This window comes from Dysgonomonas sp. ZJ709 (assembly GCF_011039195.1).
In the GTDB taxonomy this organism is placed as follows: domain Bacteria; phylum Bacteroidota; class Bacteroidia; order Bacteroidales; family Dysgonomonadaceae; genus Dysgonomonas.
Genome location: NZ_JAAKEM010000007.1, coordinates 31,076 through 50,337 on the forward strand (window position 1 = coordinate 31,076; position 19,262 = coordinate 50,337).

Annotated in this window: 14 protein-coding genes and 2 pseudogenes; 13 read left to right on the plus strand and 3 right to left on the minus strand. The window is 36.1% G+C overall.

The window, feature by feature from the left end:
• Positions 1 to 30: 30 nt before the first annotated feature.
• The 13 genes and pseudogenes from G7Y56_RS06925 to G7Y56_RS06980 all read left to right on the plus strand — a co-directional run bounded on the left by G7Y56_RS06925 (position 31) and on the right by G7Y56_RS06980 (position 16,758).
• Positions 31 to 888 carry a hypothetical protein gene (locus G7Y56_RS06925; RefSeq protein ID WP_165042187.1) on the plus strand — a complete coding sequence of 286 codons (858 nt, stop codon included), beginning with the start codon at positions 31 to 33 and terminating at the stop codon, positions 886 to 888.
• A complete protein-coding gene (locus G7Y56_RS06930; protein ID WP_165042189.1) occupies positions 878 to 1,798 on the plus strand; it encodes a hypothetical protein in 921 nt (306 codons plus the stop codon). The genes G7Y56_RS06925 and G7Y56_RS06930 overlap by 11 nt, the downstream gene beginning before the upstream one ends.
• Positions 1,799 to 1,817: 19 nt before the next feature.
• Positions 1,818 to 2,708, plus strand: coding sequence for a hypothetical protein (locus tag G7Y56_RS06935; RefSeq protein WP_165042191.1), 891 nt, complete (start codon positions 1,818 to 1,820; stop codon positions 2,706 to 2,708).
• 342 nt (positions 2,709 to 3,050) lie between these two features.
• The gene (gene tssO, locus G7Y56_RS06940; RefSeq protein WP_165042193.1) at positions 3,051 to 3,548 is read left to right on the plus strand and encodes a type VI secretion system TssO; all 498 of its coding nucleotides are present in this window, start codon (positions 3,051 to 3,053) and stop codon (positions 3,546 to 3,548) included.
• Between the two features lie 3 nt (positions 3,549 to 3,551).
• Positions 3,552 to 4,058 (plus strand): type VI secretion system transmembrane protein TssO, encoded by a 507-nt coding sequence (locus G7Y56_RS06945; protein WP_165024410.1) that lies wholly within the window; start codon positions 3,552 to 3,554, stop codon positions 4,056 to 4,058.
• A gap of 2 nt (positions 4,059 to 4,060) precedes the next feature.
• Entirely contained in the window at positions 4,061 to 4,942 is an 882-nt protein-coding gene (locus tag G7Y56_RS06950) for a PKD domain-containing protein (protein ID WP_165042195.1), read from the plus strand.
• A 14-nt stretch (positions 4,943 to 4,956) separates the two neighbouring features.
• Positions 4,957 to 7,476, plus strand: coding sequence for a type VI secretion system protein TssR domain-containing protein (gene tssR, locus G7Y56_RS06955; RefSeq protein WP_165042197.1), 2,520 nt, complete (start codon positions 4,957 to 4,959; stop codon positions 7,474 to 7,476).
• A gap of 17 nt (positions 7,477 to 7,493) precedes the next feature.
• A complete protein-coding gene (locus G7Y56_RS06960; RefSeq protein ID WP_165042199.1) occupies positions 7,494 to 9,278 on the plus strand; it encodes a type VI secretion system baseplate subunit TssF in 1,785 nt (594 codons plus the stop codon).
• A gap of 11 nt (positions 9,279 to 9,289) precedes the next feature.
• Positions 9,290 to 11,770 (plus strand): ATP-dependent Clp protease ATP-binding subunit, encoded by a 2,481-nt coding sequence (locus G7Y56_RS06965; RefSeq protein ID WP_165042201.1) that lies wholly within the window; start codon positions 9,290 to 9,292, stop codon positions 11,768 to 11,770.
• A 188-nt stretch (positions 11,771 to 11,958) separates the two neighbouring features.
• Positions 11,959 to 12,852: a deoxyribonuclease IV gene (locus G7Y56_RS06970; protein WP_255498666.1), complete on the plus strand. Its 894-nt coding sequence runs from the start codon at positions 11,959 to 11,961 to the stop codon at positions 12,850 to 12,852.
• A 74-nt stretch (positions 12,853 to 12,926) separates the two neighbouring features.
• A pseudogene (locus G7Y56_RS18840) lies at positions 12,927 to 13,124 on the plus strand (hypothetical protein); the annotation flags it as partial.
• Between the two features lie 118 nt (positions 13,125 to 13,242).
• Positions 13,243 to 15,597 (plus strand): GH92 family glycosyl hydrolase, encoded by a 2,355-nt coding sequence (locus G7Y56_RS06975; RefSeq protein WP_165042203.1) that lies wholly within the window; start codon positions 13,243 to 13,245, stop codon positions 15,595 to 15,597.
• A gap of 26 nt (positions 15,598 to 15,623) precedes the next feature.
• Positions 15,624 to 16,758 (plus strand): annotated as a pseudogene (locus G7Y56_RS06980) (glycoside hydrolase family 130 protein).
• Positions 16,759 to 16,879: 121 nt separating this feature from the next.
• On the opposite strand, the gene G7Y56_RS06985 reads toward G7Y56_RS06980, so the two are convergent.
• The 3 genes from G7Y56_RS06985 to G7Y56_RS06995 all read right to left on the minus strand — a co-directional run bounded on the left by G7Y56_RS06985 (position 16,880) and on the right by G7Y56_RS06995 (position 19,159).
• A complete protein-coding gene (locus G7Y56_RS06985) occupies positions 16,880 to 17,527 on the minus strand; it encodes an NAD(P)-dependent oxidoreductase (RefSeq protein WP_165042206.1) in 648 nt (215 codons plus the stop codon).
• A 93-nt stretch (positions 17,528 to 17,620) separates the two neighbouring features.
• Positions 17,621 to 17,863: a hypothetical protein gene (locus G7Y56_RS06990; RefSeq protein ID WP_165042208.1), complete on the minus strand. Its 243-nt coding sequence runs from the start codon at positions 17,861 to 17,863 to the stop codon at positions 17,621 to 17,623.
• 213 nt (positions 17,864 to 18,076) lie between these two features.
• Positions 18,077 to 19,159, minus strand: coding sequence for an FISUMP domain-containing protein (locus G7Y56_RS06995; RefSeq protein ID WP_165042210.1), 1,083 nt, complete (start codon positions 19,157 to 19,159; stop codon positions 18,077 to 18,079).
• Positions 19,160 to 19,262: the final 103 nt, after the last annotated feature.

Sequence of the window (19,262 nt, forward strand, 5' to 3'; positions counted from 1 at the left end):
AATATATTTATTTAAAAGTAAGAGAAATTTATGAGAAAAACAAAGTTATTACGTATCCTTTTTATAGTTATATTGTGCCTAGTACAGGCATCCTGCCAAGGTCAGGATAAAATTATAGTAACAGATAAAGATGCTGCAATTTTCGACTCGGATAATCCTGATAATTATTCACACAATGGCTACGACTTATACCCTTTGTTATTAGGAAGTTATGTTATGCCTTTGGAGATAGGCAGTAAATGGTTGGTAAGATATGTTGAAGATGGAGAACGGTCTTTGAAATTGAAATTTCATACTATTACAGATACCATGACATATGGTAAATATGATCGTTATCCTTTTATCGGTCCTATTTTTGACGGGAATATACAAATCGCTTCAAAAGTTGGAAGTTCAGGGCAAGTAACCTATTTTTTCAAAGGATTTAAATCCTACAACAAAAAATTTGATGAGTCATTTGGCATAGAACTGCCTACCGACTACGAAGACGTATATGATGATAATGATAATTATGAACATACCAATTACATTAGTCGATGGGAAATGAATGAAAAAGTAATGACTTTTATAGATTTAAAACATGATAAAGAACAAAATAAACTTAACGAAATAACATTTTCAGATGGAAATATATCTCAGATTCTTTTAAAATATAAATACATTTTTGAATGTGAACTTATCTCGGCTCTCGATTATGATGGAGACGGAAAATCTGATATTATTTTAAGAATGGAAAAATGGTCAGATTTTGTAGAAAATAAAAATAAATCGGAGTATTATTACCTATTATTTTTATCATCCGAAGCTGAAGAAGGGCAATTAGTTAAGCATGTGGCTACCAGAAAAATAGAATCAATCAATGATTTAGGAGTGAATAATGGGGAATAAGAAAGCAGTCATAATACAAATACTATTTTTCTTGTTTTTATCACATGCATCTTGCCAAAATCAGCATAAAGTCATTGAAACAGATCAAGATGTGGTCTTTTTACTGGGAGGTGTTATCCTGCCCGACTATTCGTACAAAGGTTACGAAGTTCAGCCATTTACTGATGGTGATTATATCATGCCATTTGAAATCGGTGATGAACGGTTGGTCTTATACTATAAGGGTCAACAAGGTGATTTATTTGGTAGACAAGGAATATTTACCCTGGAAAAGCATATCATAGCAGATACTGTTTCTTCTTTCAAAGTAATACAAGGAAAGAAGCGTTATATTACAATGCCCATATTCGATGATGGAAGTATACATAATAGCTCTCCCGAGTATATGATGCTCTTTAAGGGATTTAAAACGCACAATACTCATCTACCAGAGGATATTGAAAATTCTGTTTCTTATGATGAGATGCAGGGTATGAAAGAAGGTAGCGGTTATTTAAAAACCTATCATTCATGGAAACGAGGTGACAAAGAATATTCTTTAAACGAATGTTCATATGAGAAAGACGATATTCATGAAATTAGTTTTACTGATGGTACTATTGAGCAAGTATTGGTCCGGAAATATCCCTGTAATGGAGAATTTTACAATTTCTTCCAAATACGCTCAGGAGTCGATTTGGATGGGGATGGTTTGAGTGATATTGTAATCAGTATATCTAACACCACTGAAGTTGAAATTGGGAAGATAACTGAAACAACATACTATTCTTCTTATCTGCTTTTCTTATCGTCGGAGACCGAAGAAGGTCAGTTATTAAAACATGTGGCTACAAAAACAATTGTGAGTGATAATAATACTATGATTCCTGAGTATAACTTGCAAGCAGTAGAAATGGGAGAAGAATTATGATCTGTTTTTTACGAAATATATGAGAAAAACAAAGTTATTACGTATCCTTTTTATAGTTATATTTTGCCTAGTGCAGGCATCCTGCCAAGGTCAGAATAAAACTATAGTAACAGATAAAGGTGCTGCAATTTTTGACACAGATAATCCTGATAATTATTCATACAATGGTTATGACTTATCTCCATTAAATAAAGATAATTATTATTTGCCTCTGGAAATTGGCAGTAAATGGTTAGTAGAATATAAAGAGAAGGGAAATAGGCATTCCAAATTGGAGTTTCACTCTATAGAAGATACTATTAAAGGTTATCAAAAAGAATACATATATACTGGCGAAGGTAACTTTGGAAGTACATATGCAGCAATATTATCTGCTACTACTATGCCCGTATTAGATAAAGAAATACATATTGAGCCGGGCTATGCAAGCAATACTTATTTTTTCAAAGGGTTTAAATCCTACAACGAGAAATTTGATGAGTGGTTTGCCGAAGAGCTGCCAGGTGACTTCGAAGACGTATATAATGATGAGGAAGATTATACCAAAGACATTAGCCGATGGAAAAAGGATGAAAAAGTAATGACCTTTATAGATTTAAAACATGATAAAGAACAAAATAAACTTAACGAAATAACATTTTCAGATGGAAATATATCTCAGATTCTTTTAAAATATAAATACATTTTTGAATGTGAACTTATCTCGGCTCTTGATTATGACGGAGACGGAAAATCTGATATTATTTTAAGAATGGAAAAATGGTCAGATTTTGTAGAAAATAAAAATAAATCGGAGTATTATTACCTATTATTTTTATCATCCGAAGCTGAAGAAGGGCAATTAGTTAAGCATGTGGCTACCAGAAAAATAGAATCAATCAATGATTTAGGAGTGGGTAATGAAGAGTAAGAAAGTAAACATAATGACTAAAAGCTAATTAGGATTATAACATTTCTATTCTACCACACAATAGAAACCGAAACGTTATTTATATGAAAACGGGAATAAGTATGATTTTCAAAACCAAGGTGATAATATAATACGCCAGCATCTTCCTTTAATTCCTAGAACGCTTTCGATATTTATCGTAGTGGTTACTTGCGTCAAAAACCAGAGAAAATTCCTGTTATGATTTACCTAAATGCCATTGAAACAACTATCCGAAAGATAGAGAATGAAATACCCTATGAGTGTATTTTAAAATGTTAACCCTAATAAACGAAAAAGAATAATTCTCAAAAAACAAATTATATGCGCGCTCAAAACAACAAAGAAATTTATAAAGGCTACCTACGATTCTCATTGTATTTAGTCACCTGTGTAATAACAGGAGTATTAATATACTTCTGTTACACCAAAACTTCCAATATAGAAGTGAATCGTATAGTCGAAAAAACAGAAGAGTATGACAAAACCTATGTCCAACAAACTGAACTCATAGGTAAGATCGATTCTCTGTATCTGTATATGAACTTGTTTAATACGAATTTGAACGATGTCCAGTTACAACATACTGTCAGTAAACGTAAGCAGGATATCATTGCCTCGATGGAAGATATGAACGGTCGGGACATACGTCTTTTTCAGAAATTAATGAGCGAAGTCAATACCTTTCTGAGTATAAAAGACTCTATACGCATATCTAAAGTCGAAGAAGAACTGGTCAGAACAGACTTACTCAAATGTGTAGAAGAAAACAAACAGACCTCACGTAGATTAACTATCGGAAACATAACCTTAAACCAATAAAGTATGGAACACAAAAATAAAAACACTAAAAACCAAAGGGAAAAAACCTTCGGATTTATATACGTTTCCCTAATATTCTTAACAACGACTTTTGCTTGTTGCTTTTGTCTGTTCTATTATTCGGATGCTAAGGCAAGTACCCGAAAAGAATTTGTTATTGCCAAGATGGATCGTGTTCGCCAGTTTCAACATATACAAAGTGATCAGATGGTTATAGTCGATTCCATTTATAATAAGATTAAGGATTTTAATCCCGGTATAAATGCCAGTTATGAAGAAAATGACATTAAGTATTACCTGAACGATTTCAAAAGTCTTTATGACGATAATAGTCACGACGCACGTTACAAAATATTCTACCAAGTATCAGGATTTTACAATCTTTGGTTTGCCGACAAAAAGGAACTATGGAGTAAACAGCAAAATATAGCTAGTTTCAGAAAGAATCTTGAAGAATGTGAAATCGGACTTCAAAAGAAAATGGACGAATTAAAAAACACAAAGAAATAACCATGCCAAAGCTTTTTAATCACCGGATTTATGTAGTCATCATAGCGATCGTCATTATCCTCGCAATATCCTTTTTAGTGCGCCACTATACATCAACCAGAGAAATACATGCATATGTAGGTCCTTTGGATATCGAAGTGGGAGTCCCTGTATCGTTTGCAGATAGTACAACAGGAGCAGACCACTGGCTTTGGGAATTTGGTAACGGAGATACCTCTCCCGAGCAAAGAGGGCAATACATATTCTCAGAAACCGGAAAATATCAAATCCGCCTAACGGTTAATGGCGAATTAGAAAAGAGATTCATTGTTAATGTGAGGCCTACAAAGAAAGACGATGATCTTCAATTGATTAAGATCATTGCACCACAATCGGCATTACAAGGCGAATTTATCATCTTCAGAGGAGAAGGCACATCCAAGGAATGGCGTTGGGAATTCGGCGAAACCGGTAAAGTAGATGCCCATGAAAAGACCGCTATTTACCAGTACAATGAGCCCGGAAGTTATGAAATCGCATTAAGAACCGAAGAAACGAAATACCCTATTATCCATACTATAGAGATAATTCCTCAATACATGGATAATGATTCGACCGATGTGGCTACCATAATAGGTAATGACATAAAAGAAAAACTACAGGCTATAGTAGATCAAAAGCCATTTAATACCAGCTATAACTATGTAATGAGCACTTATCTGTGCAACAATCCCAATACTCTGGTTATAATAAATAACAGTAAGAAAAATGATTTTTACTCTTATTGTCAGGGGCTGAAAATAATCGGTAGAAAAAGTACTATTATAGAAAAAGTACTTATTGATATAGAAGAATCGCAATCCTGTATAAATAAGTTGATAGTCATTCAAACAGATATTAATTAAGAATAGTCAGAGATATGTCCTATAAAAATACAAACAAGTCTTTAGTTGCAATTCTATTCGGAATCCTTCTTCTTACAGCCTCATGTGGTCCGGTACACCGGTTCACACGGGTGAAGAAAATCCCACGAGAGTATTCTCTCAACTATTGCGGAGACAATATTAAAGCTCCGCGTACCGATTTGAACAAGGAGCCTTGGGTTGTCTTCTCGGACAGAGAAAAGAATCAAACCTTCAATAATGCGGGTGGGAATGTCAAGGCTAAAGATGTAGATTACCTTGACGCCTTCCTTGTGATAGGAAAGAAAGGTGATTATCTGCGCCTGATAAAATACACTCCCGACATTTTAAAAAACGGGAAACTAGAGTATAAAAAAGCTGAATACTATGGTTGGATACATAAGTCTAAACTATTACTAAACCAACAATCAGTAACAGATATCGCAAGTGGTAAGAAAAACAAAATGCTGGCTATTTTTACTGATACAACCTCTATCAATGAGCCGGAAAAATTCTTTATAACAGATTCCATTAAACTATACAAAGATTTGGGCATGAATTCTCAGGCTGGAGTGATCAGCCCTTATAGTATCATTTACCAGTTGAAGACATCAGAAGATGAACGGATGACACTTATCGCAAAGAAGCCTTATATAAAAGCCGATGCGGTAAAAAATGAAATATTAGGATGGGTAGATAACTCGCTGATAAAAGATATAGGTACAGGATTGCATGTAAACATGCTTACCCTGCCCGAAGAATCAAGACGTTTCTTTACCAGCAATAGAGAAGATGTTTCAATTACGGAGGATATGAAGGATGCAAACCACTTATTAACTCAACAATATTCAACCATCAGATTCAATCCTGTATCGTCTTATTCCCGTAAAGACTCTCTGGCAGCTTTTAAGACGCGAATGGTCTTACCTGTATTCGACTACAGCAATAATTCTATACTAAATGTAAATGGTGGTAATATTACCCATAAACAATTCAGGACAATAGCCAAAGGCCTGAAAAAGATCAATATTTGTTTTGTATTTGAAGGTAAAGAAAAAACAATCTCCAATTTCCCGCAGATTGTTAACGCCCTTCAGGGACTTCAACCCCTATTTGAAAAACCTGAAGATCTATTTTCATTTCAGTTTAGCAGTGTAATGACTTTTGACGATTCAAATAAAATGCTTCGTCCAGTCGAAATGGAATTAACCCCACGATATTCGGATATTATAAACTACCTGTCTGAAAAAGTAAAGAATAAGGAAAAATTGCGTTTTCCTATGCTTCCACGAAAATGGGCAGGATTACGTAAAGCAGTGGATATATTTGATGATCAAAAGGATGCTACCAACCTAATTGTATTGATCGGAGAAACCGGATATGCAAACGATGGGCTTGATGCCGGATTGTTGAATAAACTCCTTAAGAATAACTGTCGAATATTGGGTTTTCAGGTATATGCAGGAGAAGGTGATGAATACAATAACTTTGTACTGGACATAGAGAATATGATTAATTCGTATGCGGATGGAATGCTCAAAACAAAAAAGGATATACTAGTCTCTCCAAAGCAGATAAAACTAAGCAACCGCTATAAAGAGACAGGTGAAACGATGAACAGTTACAGACTCGATTTCCCAAATAACAGCATAACACAAGGAGCCTTGTTCTTCCCACGTAAATCAGAAGTATTACCCATGGAAGTACTCTCTAATAATATCGACACTATAATACAAGAAATTAAGCAGGATAATAACCAGATAATCGAATATATGGATAAAGCCTTCCGATCTGTAGGGAACAACCGTACAAGATTTGATAGCCTGTTTGTTCAGAATTATAGTATAGATACCACTCGCATGCCAGCAAAGAAACTAATTGCCAGTTTCAGTAATGAGAATCCGGGATGGTATATACCCTCACATATTGTAGTTTTAGATGATACTGTTAATAACCATGTAGATTATCGTCTCATGTTGTCAGAAAATGAGTTAAAAGAACTCAAAGAGTTTGTGGCAGCATTGTCAGAAAAAGAAGTGGATTACATCTATCAAGTAAAAGAAAGAGAAAAACAGAAACGCAAACCGTGCAATTGCCCCGAAGACGATTTATTTGCCGAGCTGGAAAAAGAAAACAGAAGATTACTTGAAAATGATCCTACAATAGGTAGAGAAGAGTTTTATATTAAGACGGTGTCACCTGGAGCATATGCCAATACAAATAATGTGCGTAAACACCTTTCGAAACTTTATCTCAAACCGATAAAGTCTTGTAAGCTTTGCAAAGAAAAAAACAGTAATATACAACTTATGACACTGGCCGAGGCACAGTACCGAATAACAGGTAGTCCAACATCGAATGAGTTACTGAATGCAATCAGAATAAAAGACATAAAAGATAAAAGGATTGTTACCGATAAGATGCTGGAAGAATTGATCATTTATTATAAGAAAATGAAAAAAGAGCTTGATAAAGCAGAACAATTCGAATCGAACGGACAAGTATATTATTGGGTAGACCGCAAACTTCTACCTTAAACTGAGAATATATAAACATGAAAAGTAAAGAAGCAATACGCAAAGATATTATACACTATGCCAACTTAACATGGGATACACCTAATATCAACAACCTGAATCCATTAGTACACCTGATGATTGAGGAGACCAGTCATGAATTATATTTACTGGATAACAAACTGGATGATATAGGCTATTGTGTACTTAATAAGCTTGTGAGCAATCTTTCTCCTTCGATGTATAATTATATTCGTCCGGCTCATGCTATCCTGAAAATTAATCCCGGTAGTCCGACTTATAAATTAGGACGAAAAATTAATTTTTTCCTGAAAGATTTGCCCGATAGAGTGAAAAATAAGAATATTTCATCCATAACATTTACGCCTGTCGTTGACACAAAACTTTTTGATATCAACATAACACATTTTTTTTGTGACAAAACTCTTTGGAATATCAACGATTTTGGAGAGAAAAATATAATAGCTTATGCTCAGAAAAGAGCAAAGTACAATACGGTATGGATTGGTTTGGAGGTTGGTCCGGGAATAAATAGTTTAAAAGATTTATCTTTTTATCTGGATTTCAAACATCTGCCCGATCACCACGAATATTATGATTTTTTGTCTGATATAGGATGGACAATAAATAATAAAATACTGAAAACCAAACAAGGATTATCGGTTAATCAGGATATACCTCCGAGTAAAATAGAAACTGAAATTTTAAACTTTTATAAAGATCACTTCCAGACAATAGATACTATACCTAATTTAAACGAAATTCAGAAAGAAATTCTGCCACAGGAATTAATGGAAATAATGGATAATGAAACCGTATCTTCTATTCATCCTTTATATTGGGTATCTGTATCTTTCCCGGCCAATTTTGTTCAGGATGATTTAATGAAAATGGACATCCATCTGAATGCCTTCCCTATTATCAATCGGCATCAGAATGAATTGACAATTCTTGAACAAGATCTGACCGACACCGCGTCGCTTTCATCCGCAATAGGACAAGAATTTTTGGATATGGACACTGTTATCGACTCTAAGGATAATAGCTATTCACGTGTAAATATAATAAGTGAAGAAGGGGAATATACAGTCGAAGCAATTAAACGCAAGACGATGGATGATCCTAGGATCGCCGATTATCTGGAAAGATTGGTCGACGTTATCCATGATGAACGCTCCGCATTTGTGGGTATAGATAATGAGAAAATAGCAAATGTTTTAAAATCCGTTTCTTCCATTCAAGGTAAAGATACCCACAAAGTCGAGTTGAACAGGCTCAATGAGTATGCAGAAGTAGCATTGCTAACTGTAAAACCAAATGATGATATAACTTCGATTGATGCTTCATATTGGACAACACATGCTGAATTAGTAAATGCAATACCCGACAAAACAAATCTAATGGCTAGCAAGATACTGGAACTAAACAAATCGGATGGTATACTACTGACTCCGACCAGTGGAGGCCGAAATTTTTATAATCCGGAAAGTTTGAAAGCTATTAGCCGTTTTTTCCTCACATCAAAAGACAGAATATTAACAAAGAACGATATCTTGAACTTTTGCAATATAGAATTGGGTGAATATACTCAGCAAATCGACGTTGAACGAAAAGCAATGATTAGCCACAAACATAATGAAGGTATAATCATTGTTATGGAAATTCGAATAACGCCATTACAAAAACACCTCAACTATTTAAAGCAAAAAGGGGTAATAAAAGACCTTTTGGTCAGATTGCGAAAAAGGTCTCCTAGCAATTTTAATTATGTATTCAATATCATAGAACCAGCTAATAAGTAAAAAATAGATATATGGATTTTATAAACTTAAATGAATCAGTAAAAACGGCTATAAGAATAGCACAGTCTATAGCCCGTGAATATTATAATGCGAACTATTCGTCTGCCCATCTGTTAAAAGCACTGCTTCATAAAGAAATCGGTTTAAAACCCTTTATTCAAAGTATGGATAAAGATATCGAGTATTTTGAAGAATGGGCCGAAATGCGCATCGACGATTTCCCAAAAGCAGGAGTGGTAGCCGATATACAACCTGATGAGAAAATACCAATGGTTTTTGAAGAAGCCGACAATGTGCGTCTTAAACTGGGCCTATTGGAGATCAATCCTATCTGTGTTTTAGCTGCATTGACAAAGCCAAATGTCGGATTTACGATAGACCAACTAAAATCTTTTCCACTTCGTGAAAAAGAAATTTTCGATTTATATGTAAGTGGAAAAGAAACAAGATCGGCCATCGGTATGCCAAACTCTTCATTTGTAACATCAGAAGAAAATGGAGCGATGCCAATGGTTAATCTCATGAAATACTGTGTGGATAAAACGGCACAGGCTCTGGATTTGAAAATACATAACATTGTAAGCCGTGATAAGGAAACACGGATGATGATGGAGATATTAGGTCGCCGAAGTAAGCCCAATGTAATGATTATCGGAGATTCGGGTGTGGGTAAAACTGCTTTAGTAGACGGACTGGCTCATGATATAGTAAACAAGAATGTCCCCTCCTATTTAGATGGTTCAACCATATATGAACTTGATACAGGGGCACTCATTGCCGGTGCTACTTACAAAGGAGAAATAGAAGACCGTTTGAAAAATATAATTAAAGAGATTCGTAATATTGACAATGCGATTCTTTTTATTGACGAGATACATGTCCTGCTAGACCCAAAGCAGGGGAACTCTGGAGCTGCCAATATTTTAAAACCAGAGTTATCTAAGGGAGATCTAACCGTTATCGGGGCAACAACTATCGACGAATACCGTAAACTAATTGAACCCGATCACGCCTTTAGCCGACGATTTGAAGTATTACAGATAAATGAACCTGATATTGCTTCAGCTATATTAATGATACACTCTGTATTGTCGCGGTATATGGATTTCCATAAGCTTGAAGTGGCCAAAGAGGCTATAGAGGAATGTGTAAAGCTAGCTAAGCGATACGACAAAGATCGCCGTTTACCGGATTCGGCTATCGATCTGATGGATAGAACTATGTCTGCGACCAAAATGGTAAATGAAACTGCGCAAAAAGATGTTCACTCTTTCATAAGTGAATTGGCTATGATTGAAGGTGCATTTGAAAAAACAGCAGAAGAAAAACTGGCCGATTTACGCTTCTTGTACTTATCTATGCAAAACAAATTGAGTCCGGTCTTATTAGGTATCATTACTGATGAAACCGATGTAAAGGAAATTGAAGATAACAGTGTGCTCTTTAATTATATCGATAAGGCATTAGATATACTCAGTAATTTTGTAAAGGAAAAGATAAAAACAATTCAGGTGCATGAGGTAGCAGCTATCATATCCAGCAAAACCGGAATACCGATCGGCAAAGTACAGGCTCAGGAAAAAGAGCGTTTGCTCAACATGGAAGATTTATTACGCCGCAGGGTAGTTGGCCAAGACGGAGCTTTAAAATCGCTGGTAGATGCTATTTTAGAATCGCGTAGCGGATTGAATAAAGCAGGTCAACCTATCGGTTCGTTTTTCCTATTGGGACCAACAGGAACAGGAAAAACGGAGTTAGCAAAATCTCTGGCCGAAGTTCTCTTTAATGACGAAAAGGCAATGATTCGCTTCGATATGTCGGAGTTTAAAGAAGAACATTCGGCAGCATTATTATATGGTGCACCTCCGGGATATGTTGGCTATGAAGAGGGTGGTCTTTTGGTAAACAAAATTCGACAACAACCTTATGCAGTGGTTTTATTCGATGAAATAGAGAAAGCACATCCGTCAGTATACGATATCTTCCTACAAATTATGGATGAAGGTAAGTTACATGACAGACTGGGAAAAGAAGGCGATTTCTCCAATGCAATTGTCCTATTTACATCCAATGTCGGAAGCGAATGGCTTACGAAACAACTGGAACAAGGTATGAGTCCAACCACTACACAGTTAATGGAAGTGATGGGGCAGTATTTTCGTCCTGAATTTTTAGCACGCTTGTCGGAAATAGTACCATTCTCACCCATCAATGAAACGATGTTGTTAAAGATATTCAATATTCAACTCAAAGGACTTATCGAAGCTCTAAGCAAACAGGGCATCGAGCTGGAGATTGATGAAGATACTCGTAAAATGTTAGCAGAACGTGGCTTCACTCCTAAATATGGAGCAAGACAGGTGGGCGGAACAATACGGACTCATCTCAGACGTCCTATATCCCGATTGATCGTTGGAAACAAACTGGCTCACGGACATAAATTAGTAGTAAGTAAAGACGATCAAAATGAACTGATCTGGGATATTAAATAATAATAAATGCCGTAACAATTTTAAGCTGATCTGAGAAAACAGCTTAAAATAAATAATATAAATCACAAAAGGATTATTGTTCTAAAATAGCAATAATCCTTTTGGTCTTTTAGAGTAATGAGTAATACAGGCGCAGGAATCGGAACTGGAATATTGTGAGATTCTTTTGTCGGAATCGGCTTAATTTGATGGGAATATCCATTATACATCCGTACATTTGTCAGATATTCATCAAAAGAAGTATTATGTTTAAAATCGGTTGTCATCTCTCTGTAGCTAAAGGCTTTTTATCAATGGGCAAAGATGCCCTTTCTATAAATGCCAATACATTCCAGTTTTTCACTCGTAATCCACGTGGAGGAAGTGCTAAAGCCATCGATGAAACGGATATTGCTGCATTTCTAGAATTAGCAAAACAAAATAATTTCGCCACTATTTTAGCACACGCTCCGTATACATTAAATATTTGTGCTATGGATGAGGGTATCCGGAGATTTTCGCGTGAAATGATGGCTGATGACCTTTTAAGAATGGAATATTTACCGGGTAATCTCTACAATTTTCATCCGGGAAGTCATGTCAAACAAGGAGTAGAAGTAGGTACCAGCTATATTGTAGAAGCCCTAAATAACATTTTAAAACCAGAACAAACTACTACCGTATTGCTCGAAACAATGGCAGGGAAAGGTAGTGAGATCGGAAGAACATTTGAGGAACTACAGGCTATTATAGAAAAGGTAGAATTGAAAAACAAAATAGGTGTATGCTTAGATACTTGTCACATATATGATGCCGGATACGATATTGTCAACAATCTTGATGGCGTACTAGAAGAGTTTGAAAAAGTTATTGGATTAGAAAAATTATATGCCATCCATCTAAATGATAGTAAAAACCCATTTAAAAGCCATAAAGATCGGCATGAGACAATCGGCAAAGGTTCTATTGGTTTACAAACATTTGACAATATTATAAATCACCCTCAATTAAAACATCTACCATTCTATCTGGAAACACCAAATGAGCTACCAGGACATGCTGAAGAAATTACTCTACTGAGGAGTCTATATAAATCAGTATGAATAACGTGTGAACCTCATACAAATAATAAATGATTTCATTTCTTAATTTTGTCATTCAAAACAATTAATATAATTTTCCCGCAAAATTATCCGAGGCTCAAATATATAAAGATGCTCCGTTCGATGTATGCAAAAGCAAGTTAGAAAATACTTTTTTCGACACTTGGGATAGCATAAAACATAATATTATTGTACATTAGGGCGATTTAATGCAGAAAGATAATAAATATGGGTTAGCCTTATTCTCTTATCATACAAGATCATATTCGTATAGAGAAGGTTTGATATATCCTCCGACTCGCCTACTATCAATATCTTAATACCTCATTTTGGCATTAAAACATTAAGAATTAAAAGAAACTAATAATATATTTAGAAACATACTATTTTATGAATAAAGGAATTTGGAAAATTTGCTTCGCAAGCCTTCTACTAGCTATCGCAAGTTGTTCCTCGAAAAATGTTGTCGATGAATCTGCACCTTCAGATTATGTAAACCCTTTTATCGGAGCTAGTACAAGTGTTGGTGACGCAGGCGTATATCATGGATTGGGCAAAACTTTCCCTGGTGCTGCTACCCCATTTGGTATGGTACAAGTAAGTCCAAACACAATTACAGGTGGAGATAACAGTCCCGGATATAGTTATGAACATAAAACCATTGAAGGATTTGCCTTTACCCAGATGAGTGGCGTAGGGTGGTACGGAGATTTAGGAAATTTCCTGGTAATGCCTACTACGGGTGAATTAAAGAAAATTGCCGGAAAAGAAGACGGTAGTATTGAAGGATATCGCTCACTATACAATAAACAAACGGAAATTGCTTCGGCAGGATACTACTCTGCCGAACTATCAGACTATAATATTAAAGTTGAAGCAACAGCTGCCCCTCATAGCGGAATGCTTAAATTCACTTTTCCCGAAAACGATCAATCACGTATTCAGATTGATTTAGCCAGACGTGTTGGCGGTACATCCACATCTCAGTATATCAAAGTTGTAGATGATTATACCATTCAAGGCTGGATGAAATGTACACCCGACGGAGGTGGCTGGGGTAATGGCGATGGTCAGGCTAATTATACAGTATATTTCTATGCACAGTTTAGTAAACCATTGAAAGAATACGGTTTTTGGAGCGCTAATATACCGGATGACTGGCAACGAAAAAGAGACGATGTTATAAGCATACCTTATCTGACCAGAGTATCGGAATCTCCGATAATAAAAGGAGAGAAGGAACTGGAAGGCAAACATCTGGGATTCTTCAGCGAATTTTCGACGAAGAAGGACGAAGAAGTTACCCTGAAAGTCGGCATTTCATTTGTAGATATGGATGGTGCCGAAAAGAACTTAAAAGCAGAAATTGCAGAAAAAGATTTTACAAAAGTAAGACAAGAGGCTAAAGAACTATGGGATAGAGAGCTAGCGAAAATAGAGGTAACAGGAGCATCGAAAGATAAAAAAACAATATTCTACACTGCTCTTTATCACACGATGATCGATCCACGCATATATGCTGATATTGACGGTCGTTATATAGGAGGAGACGGCAATATTCATATCAGTAAAGATTTCACCAAACGAACTATATTCAGTGGATGGGACGTTTTCAGAAGTCAATTCCCATTGCAAACAATAATAAACCCTGAGATTGTTAATGATGAAATAAACTCCCTTGTAACTCTTGCTGAACAAAGCAGCAAGAAATACTTTGAACGCTGGGAATTGATGAATGCATATTCAGGCTGTATGATAGGCAATCCTGCCATATCTGTTTTAGCCGATGCTTATGTAAAAGGTATTAGAAATTACGATATAGATAAAGCATATGAGTATGCGATAAATAGCTCCGATAAATTTGGAAATGGAAAACAGGGATTCACCGGACCTCCATTTAGTATATCCAATACTTTAGAACATGCTTATACAGATTGGTGTATTTCGCAAATTGCCAGAGAACTCGGTAAAACAGCCGACGAATTGAAATATATAGAAAAAGGGCAAGCATACAGAAATATATTTGATCCTTCGAAAGGATGGTTCCGACCACGGAATGCCGATGGTTCTTGGGAAGATTGGCCGGAAGATGCACGCATCAAAGAGTGGTATGGATGTATAGAGGCTAACTCTTATCAACAAGGATGGTTTGTACCACACGATATTCCGGGAATGATAGAACTAATGGGAGGAAAAGACAAAGCGAGAGAAGACCTTAGTAGTTTCTTTGATCAAACACCAAAAAACATGTTATGGAACAATTACTACAACCATGCAAACGAACCGGTTCATCTAGTACCCTTCTTATTCAATCATTTAGATGCTCCATGGCTGACTCAAAAGTGGACCAGATATATCTGCGACAAAGCATACTCCAATTCTGTCGAAGGTATTGTCGGTAACGAAGATGTAGGGCAAATGTCGGCGTGGTATGTGCTGGCTGCAACAGGAATCCACCCTTCTTGTCCGGGAAATACACGCTATGAAATAACCAGCCCGATATTCGATAAGATAAAATTCAAACTTGATCTAAAATATTTTAAAGGAAAAGAGTTTACAATTATTAGCCATGATAATCTTCCCGAAAATAGTTATATACAGAGAGCCACGTTGAATGGTATGGAATATAATAAATGTTATATCGATTTTTCGGATATAACAAACGGTGGTACTCTCGAATTATTTATGGGAAATTCTCCAAATAAAAATTGGGGAACAAAGGTTCCATCTCCATCGTTTCCTTAAAATCTATAAATTAATTTGATATAATAATGAAAAAGAGTATTCTAAAAATCTCTATGCTTGCGTCAATAGTTTTATTAGTTACGGCATGCGATAGCAAAAAGCAAACAAATTCCGAATTCCCGGATTGGGCGTGGATCGGTTTTGAACGTCCAAATGGAGTCAATCCAATTATATCCCCTGATTCTACAACCTGTTTTTACTGCCCCATAACCCAAGATTCAGTAGATTGGGAATCGAATGATACATTCAATCCTGCAGCAACGATAAAGGATGGAAATGTAGTTGTACTATACCGTGCTGAAGACAAATCGGGTCAAGGTATCGGAGGACGCACTTCGAGAATCGGCTATGCATGGTCTTCCGACGGTTTAAATTTTCAACGAAAATCAACCCCGACATTCTATCCTGATAATGATAGCCAAAAAGAATTGGAATGGCCGGGTGGTTGTGAAGATCCACGTGTAGCTGTAACCGAAGATGGTATGTATGTAATGCTATATACTCAGTGGAACAGAAAACAAGCTCGCCTTGCTGTTGCAACATCCACAGATTTAGAGAAATGGAATAAATATGGTCCTGCGTTTGCAAAAGCACATAACGGACTTTTCTTCGATGAATTTTCCAAATCAGCTTCTATTATTACCAAACTAGTAGATGGGAAACAGGTTATAGCTAAAATAAACGGAAAATACTGGATGTATTGGGGGTGAGAAGTTTGTAAATGTAGCCACTTCTGACGATTTAATCAACTGGGAACCTATGCTTGATGAGAAAGGAGAGTTGAAAGTATTATTTGCTCCACGTAAAGGAAAATTCGATAGCGATCTTACCGAATGTGGTCCTCCTGCGATAATGACAGACAAAGGTATATTATTACTATATAACGGAAAAAATAAAAGTGGAATAGATGGAGACACACTTTACACTGCTAATTCATATTGTGCAGGTCAGGCTCTTTTCGACTTATCTGATCCGTCTAAATTTATAGAACGATTAGATAAACCATTCTTTATCCCCGAAAGTGATTTTGAAAAAAGCGGACAATATCCTGCCGGAACCGTATTTATTGAAGGATTGGTATATCACGGAAACAAATGGTATTTATATTACGGTTGCGCAGATTCTCGTGTAGCCGTAGCTGTATACGATCCCAACAAATAAGAATCATAATTAATAGAAAACGACCAATCAATATTACTGATCGGTCGTTTTCTATATTTGAGTTCGTCTTGATTCTTTACCACGGCAGTAAAAGAAATGTCGAGACGACTGCTTTTTTTGCTTAATATCCTACTGTAAATTGTTGGCGCGAATTATTTCTATTTTCAACTTCATCCACAACAACCATTGCCAAATCTTCAAGAGAGATAGAAGCAACCCCTTCCCTAACTATGGGTTCATCCCTCCCTAGGCGAAATTTACCCGTGCGTCCGGTGTTTATTTCCTTATTCAGATCAGTAGGTGGTGCCAAATATACCCAATCGAGATATGTTTCGCGTCTTAGCTTTTCAAAATGATCACGCGAAGCCTTGGCTCCTTGTCCCATCTCTGTGGGAAAATCGTCCGCTTCTACCAACTGCTTCCCTCCTTCATACAGAGTGCCAGAATTTCCTACGACAAAAAAACGACGAATATTTGCTGCTCTTATTGCTTTTTGTATCGACTCATACCCATTCAGGTAGTCCTCATAAATGTTAGGATTGTCCCACCCTGCGTTAAAGGCAGATATAACAATTGTATTGCCTTTCAACACGTCTGTCAGTATATCCGTATCTATTACATTAACACTTGCAACTGTCAACTTATCATCTACAATATCGATTTTATCAGTATTACGAGCGATAGCTGTTACCTCGTGTTTTCGGGTTAATAACTCTTTCAAAATGTGTGAGCCTACAAATCCTGTAGCTCCAATTAAAGCGACTTTCATAATTATTAAAATTATAGATTAATAAAAAAATCCCTTACTAAGAAGGGATATTATATAGAAGTAAACCATTAATTATGATTTTTCCCTAATATTCTATACAGGTTTGTAATTTGTATATTTAAGATAGTTTTTGATTCTATCCTGACGATCCTCTGCCGATAGGCCAGCAGGAACTTCCAAATAGGTTCTATCATCAATTTTGATATGTACGACCTCATTAAGACCTTTCTTGTGGTTATCCAATAATTGCTTCACCGCTTCTACCTGCGTCATACGTTCAGGATTTTTCACCGTGGCTTTTCTTCCCCGAGAAGAAGTTTTGTTCTGTCCATCCATTTTTTGATTTCTTTTAAGAATAGTTTAAACACTCAATAATACGACCCATATAGGCGTAATTTTATGAAGGTAGCTAAAAATACGCTGAAAAACAAATATTTAAGGATCGTTAGGGTTTGCATCCGATTAAAATACAGGTATTAAAGGAACCATAAATTTCTTATGTTTCCTTTTCGCTTGCATATATATCACCACCATTCAATGAAGGGGAAGCTAGTCTTTAACACATCGAACCGAGTAATAATTTGTCTCGATAGCACTCGCAGTAGTTTGCAGACTGGTATTTACATAAGTTAAGAAGAAGCTTTTTTTAGCTGTAGTTGTCCAAAAATAAGTTCCATAAGAAAAATTTGATGCATCATTCGATGGGTTTACATATCCTACAGGTGTAGCATTAAAACCTGAATTATATGCATGACCTATCGCAAATCCCTGCCAATTAAAACCGACATCTATAGTAGGGATATAGGCTAAATCATCAGACTTCAACATTTTACCTACAGCAGAATTCGTTTGAGCTAACAAAGTAGATAAAGCATTCCATTGAGCCTCTGTGCTGAGAGACCATCCTCTGGGACAAGCTTTGTTCGCCTGTTCCTGATTATATAATAATCCGAAACGAGTGGCATAGGTATCATAATTAAGATCGAGAGCCACCCCTCCTACTTTTACTGTTACGGGGGTGTCATCTAATATAGCTTTACATCTAGTGCGAACACCTACATTGTTTGGGCCAACACGAAAGCCCGGATTTAGGCGAACACCATTTACACCATCGATCAGATCTCCTGTCGATGTAACAGTAGAACGAAGATTATCTACCATCCAAATTGCATCTCCGAATCTTTTCGTTTTATAAGTATTCCCTTCATAATCGGTAAGTAGGCCTGAACCATCCTGATTGTCGACCCAAGTGGTCTTATCCTTTGGTAAGACAAAACCTAACTCCTGCCATTTATCCCCATTCCAAACATAAAGACCTGAAGGTAACATCGCACATATATCCAATTGGTCTGCAACATTATATACCATCAATCCGGTATATAATGTTGCATCTTCAGTAATACCTAAAGCGGTTAAATCTCTGAGATTCTTCAATTCAACTCTAGGAAGAATCATTCCACGATTAGAATTATTCCCTCCGGGTATACTGGCTTCATATTCTTTCAAGTCTAGTAAAGCCCCATCATTTGGGGGTATTGACGAACCTATTGTCACTTGAGCTTTCAATGTGAAGGTTGAGAATATTATTAGCAGTGAATATATGAATAATGCAATTGCATTTGATTTATACATAATATTTTTTCCGTTCAGTTTCTAGGTATGCAAAAGTAATGAACCATTTAGAATATGGAGTAATAGCTGTAATACTTTTATGTAAAAAACACTTAATAATAGT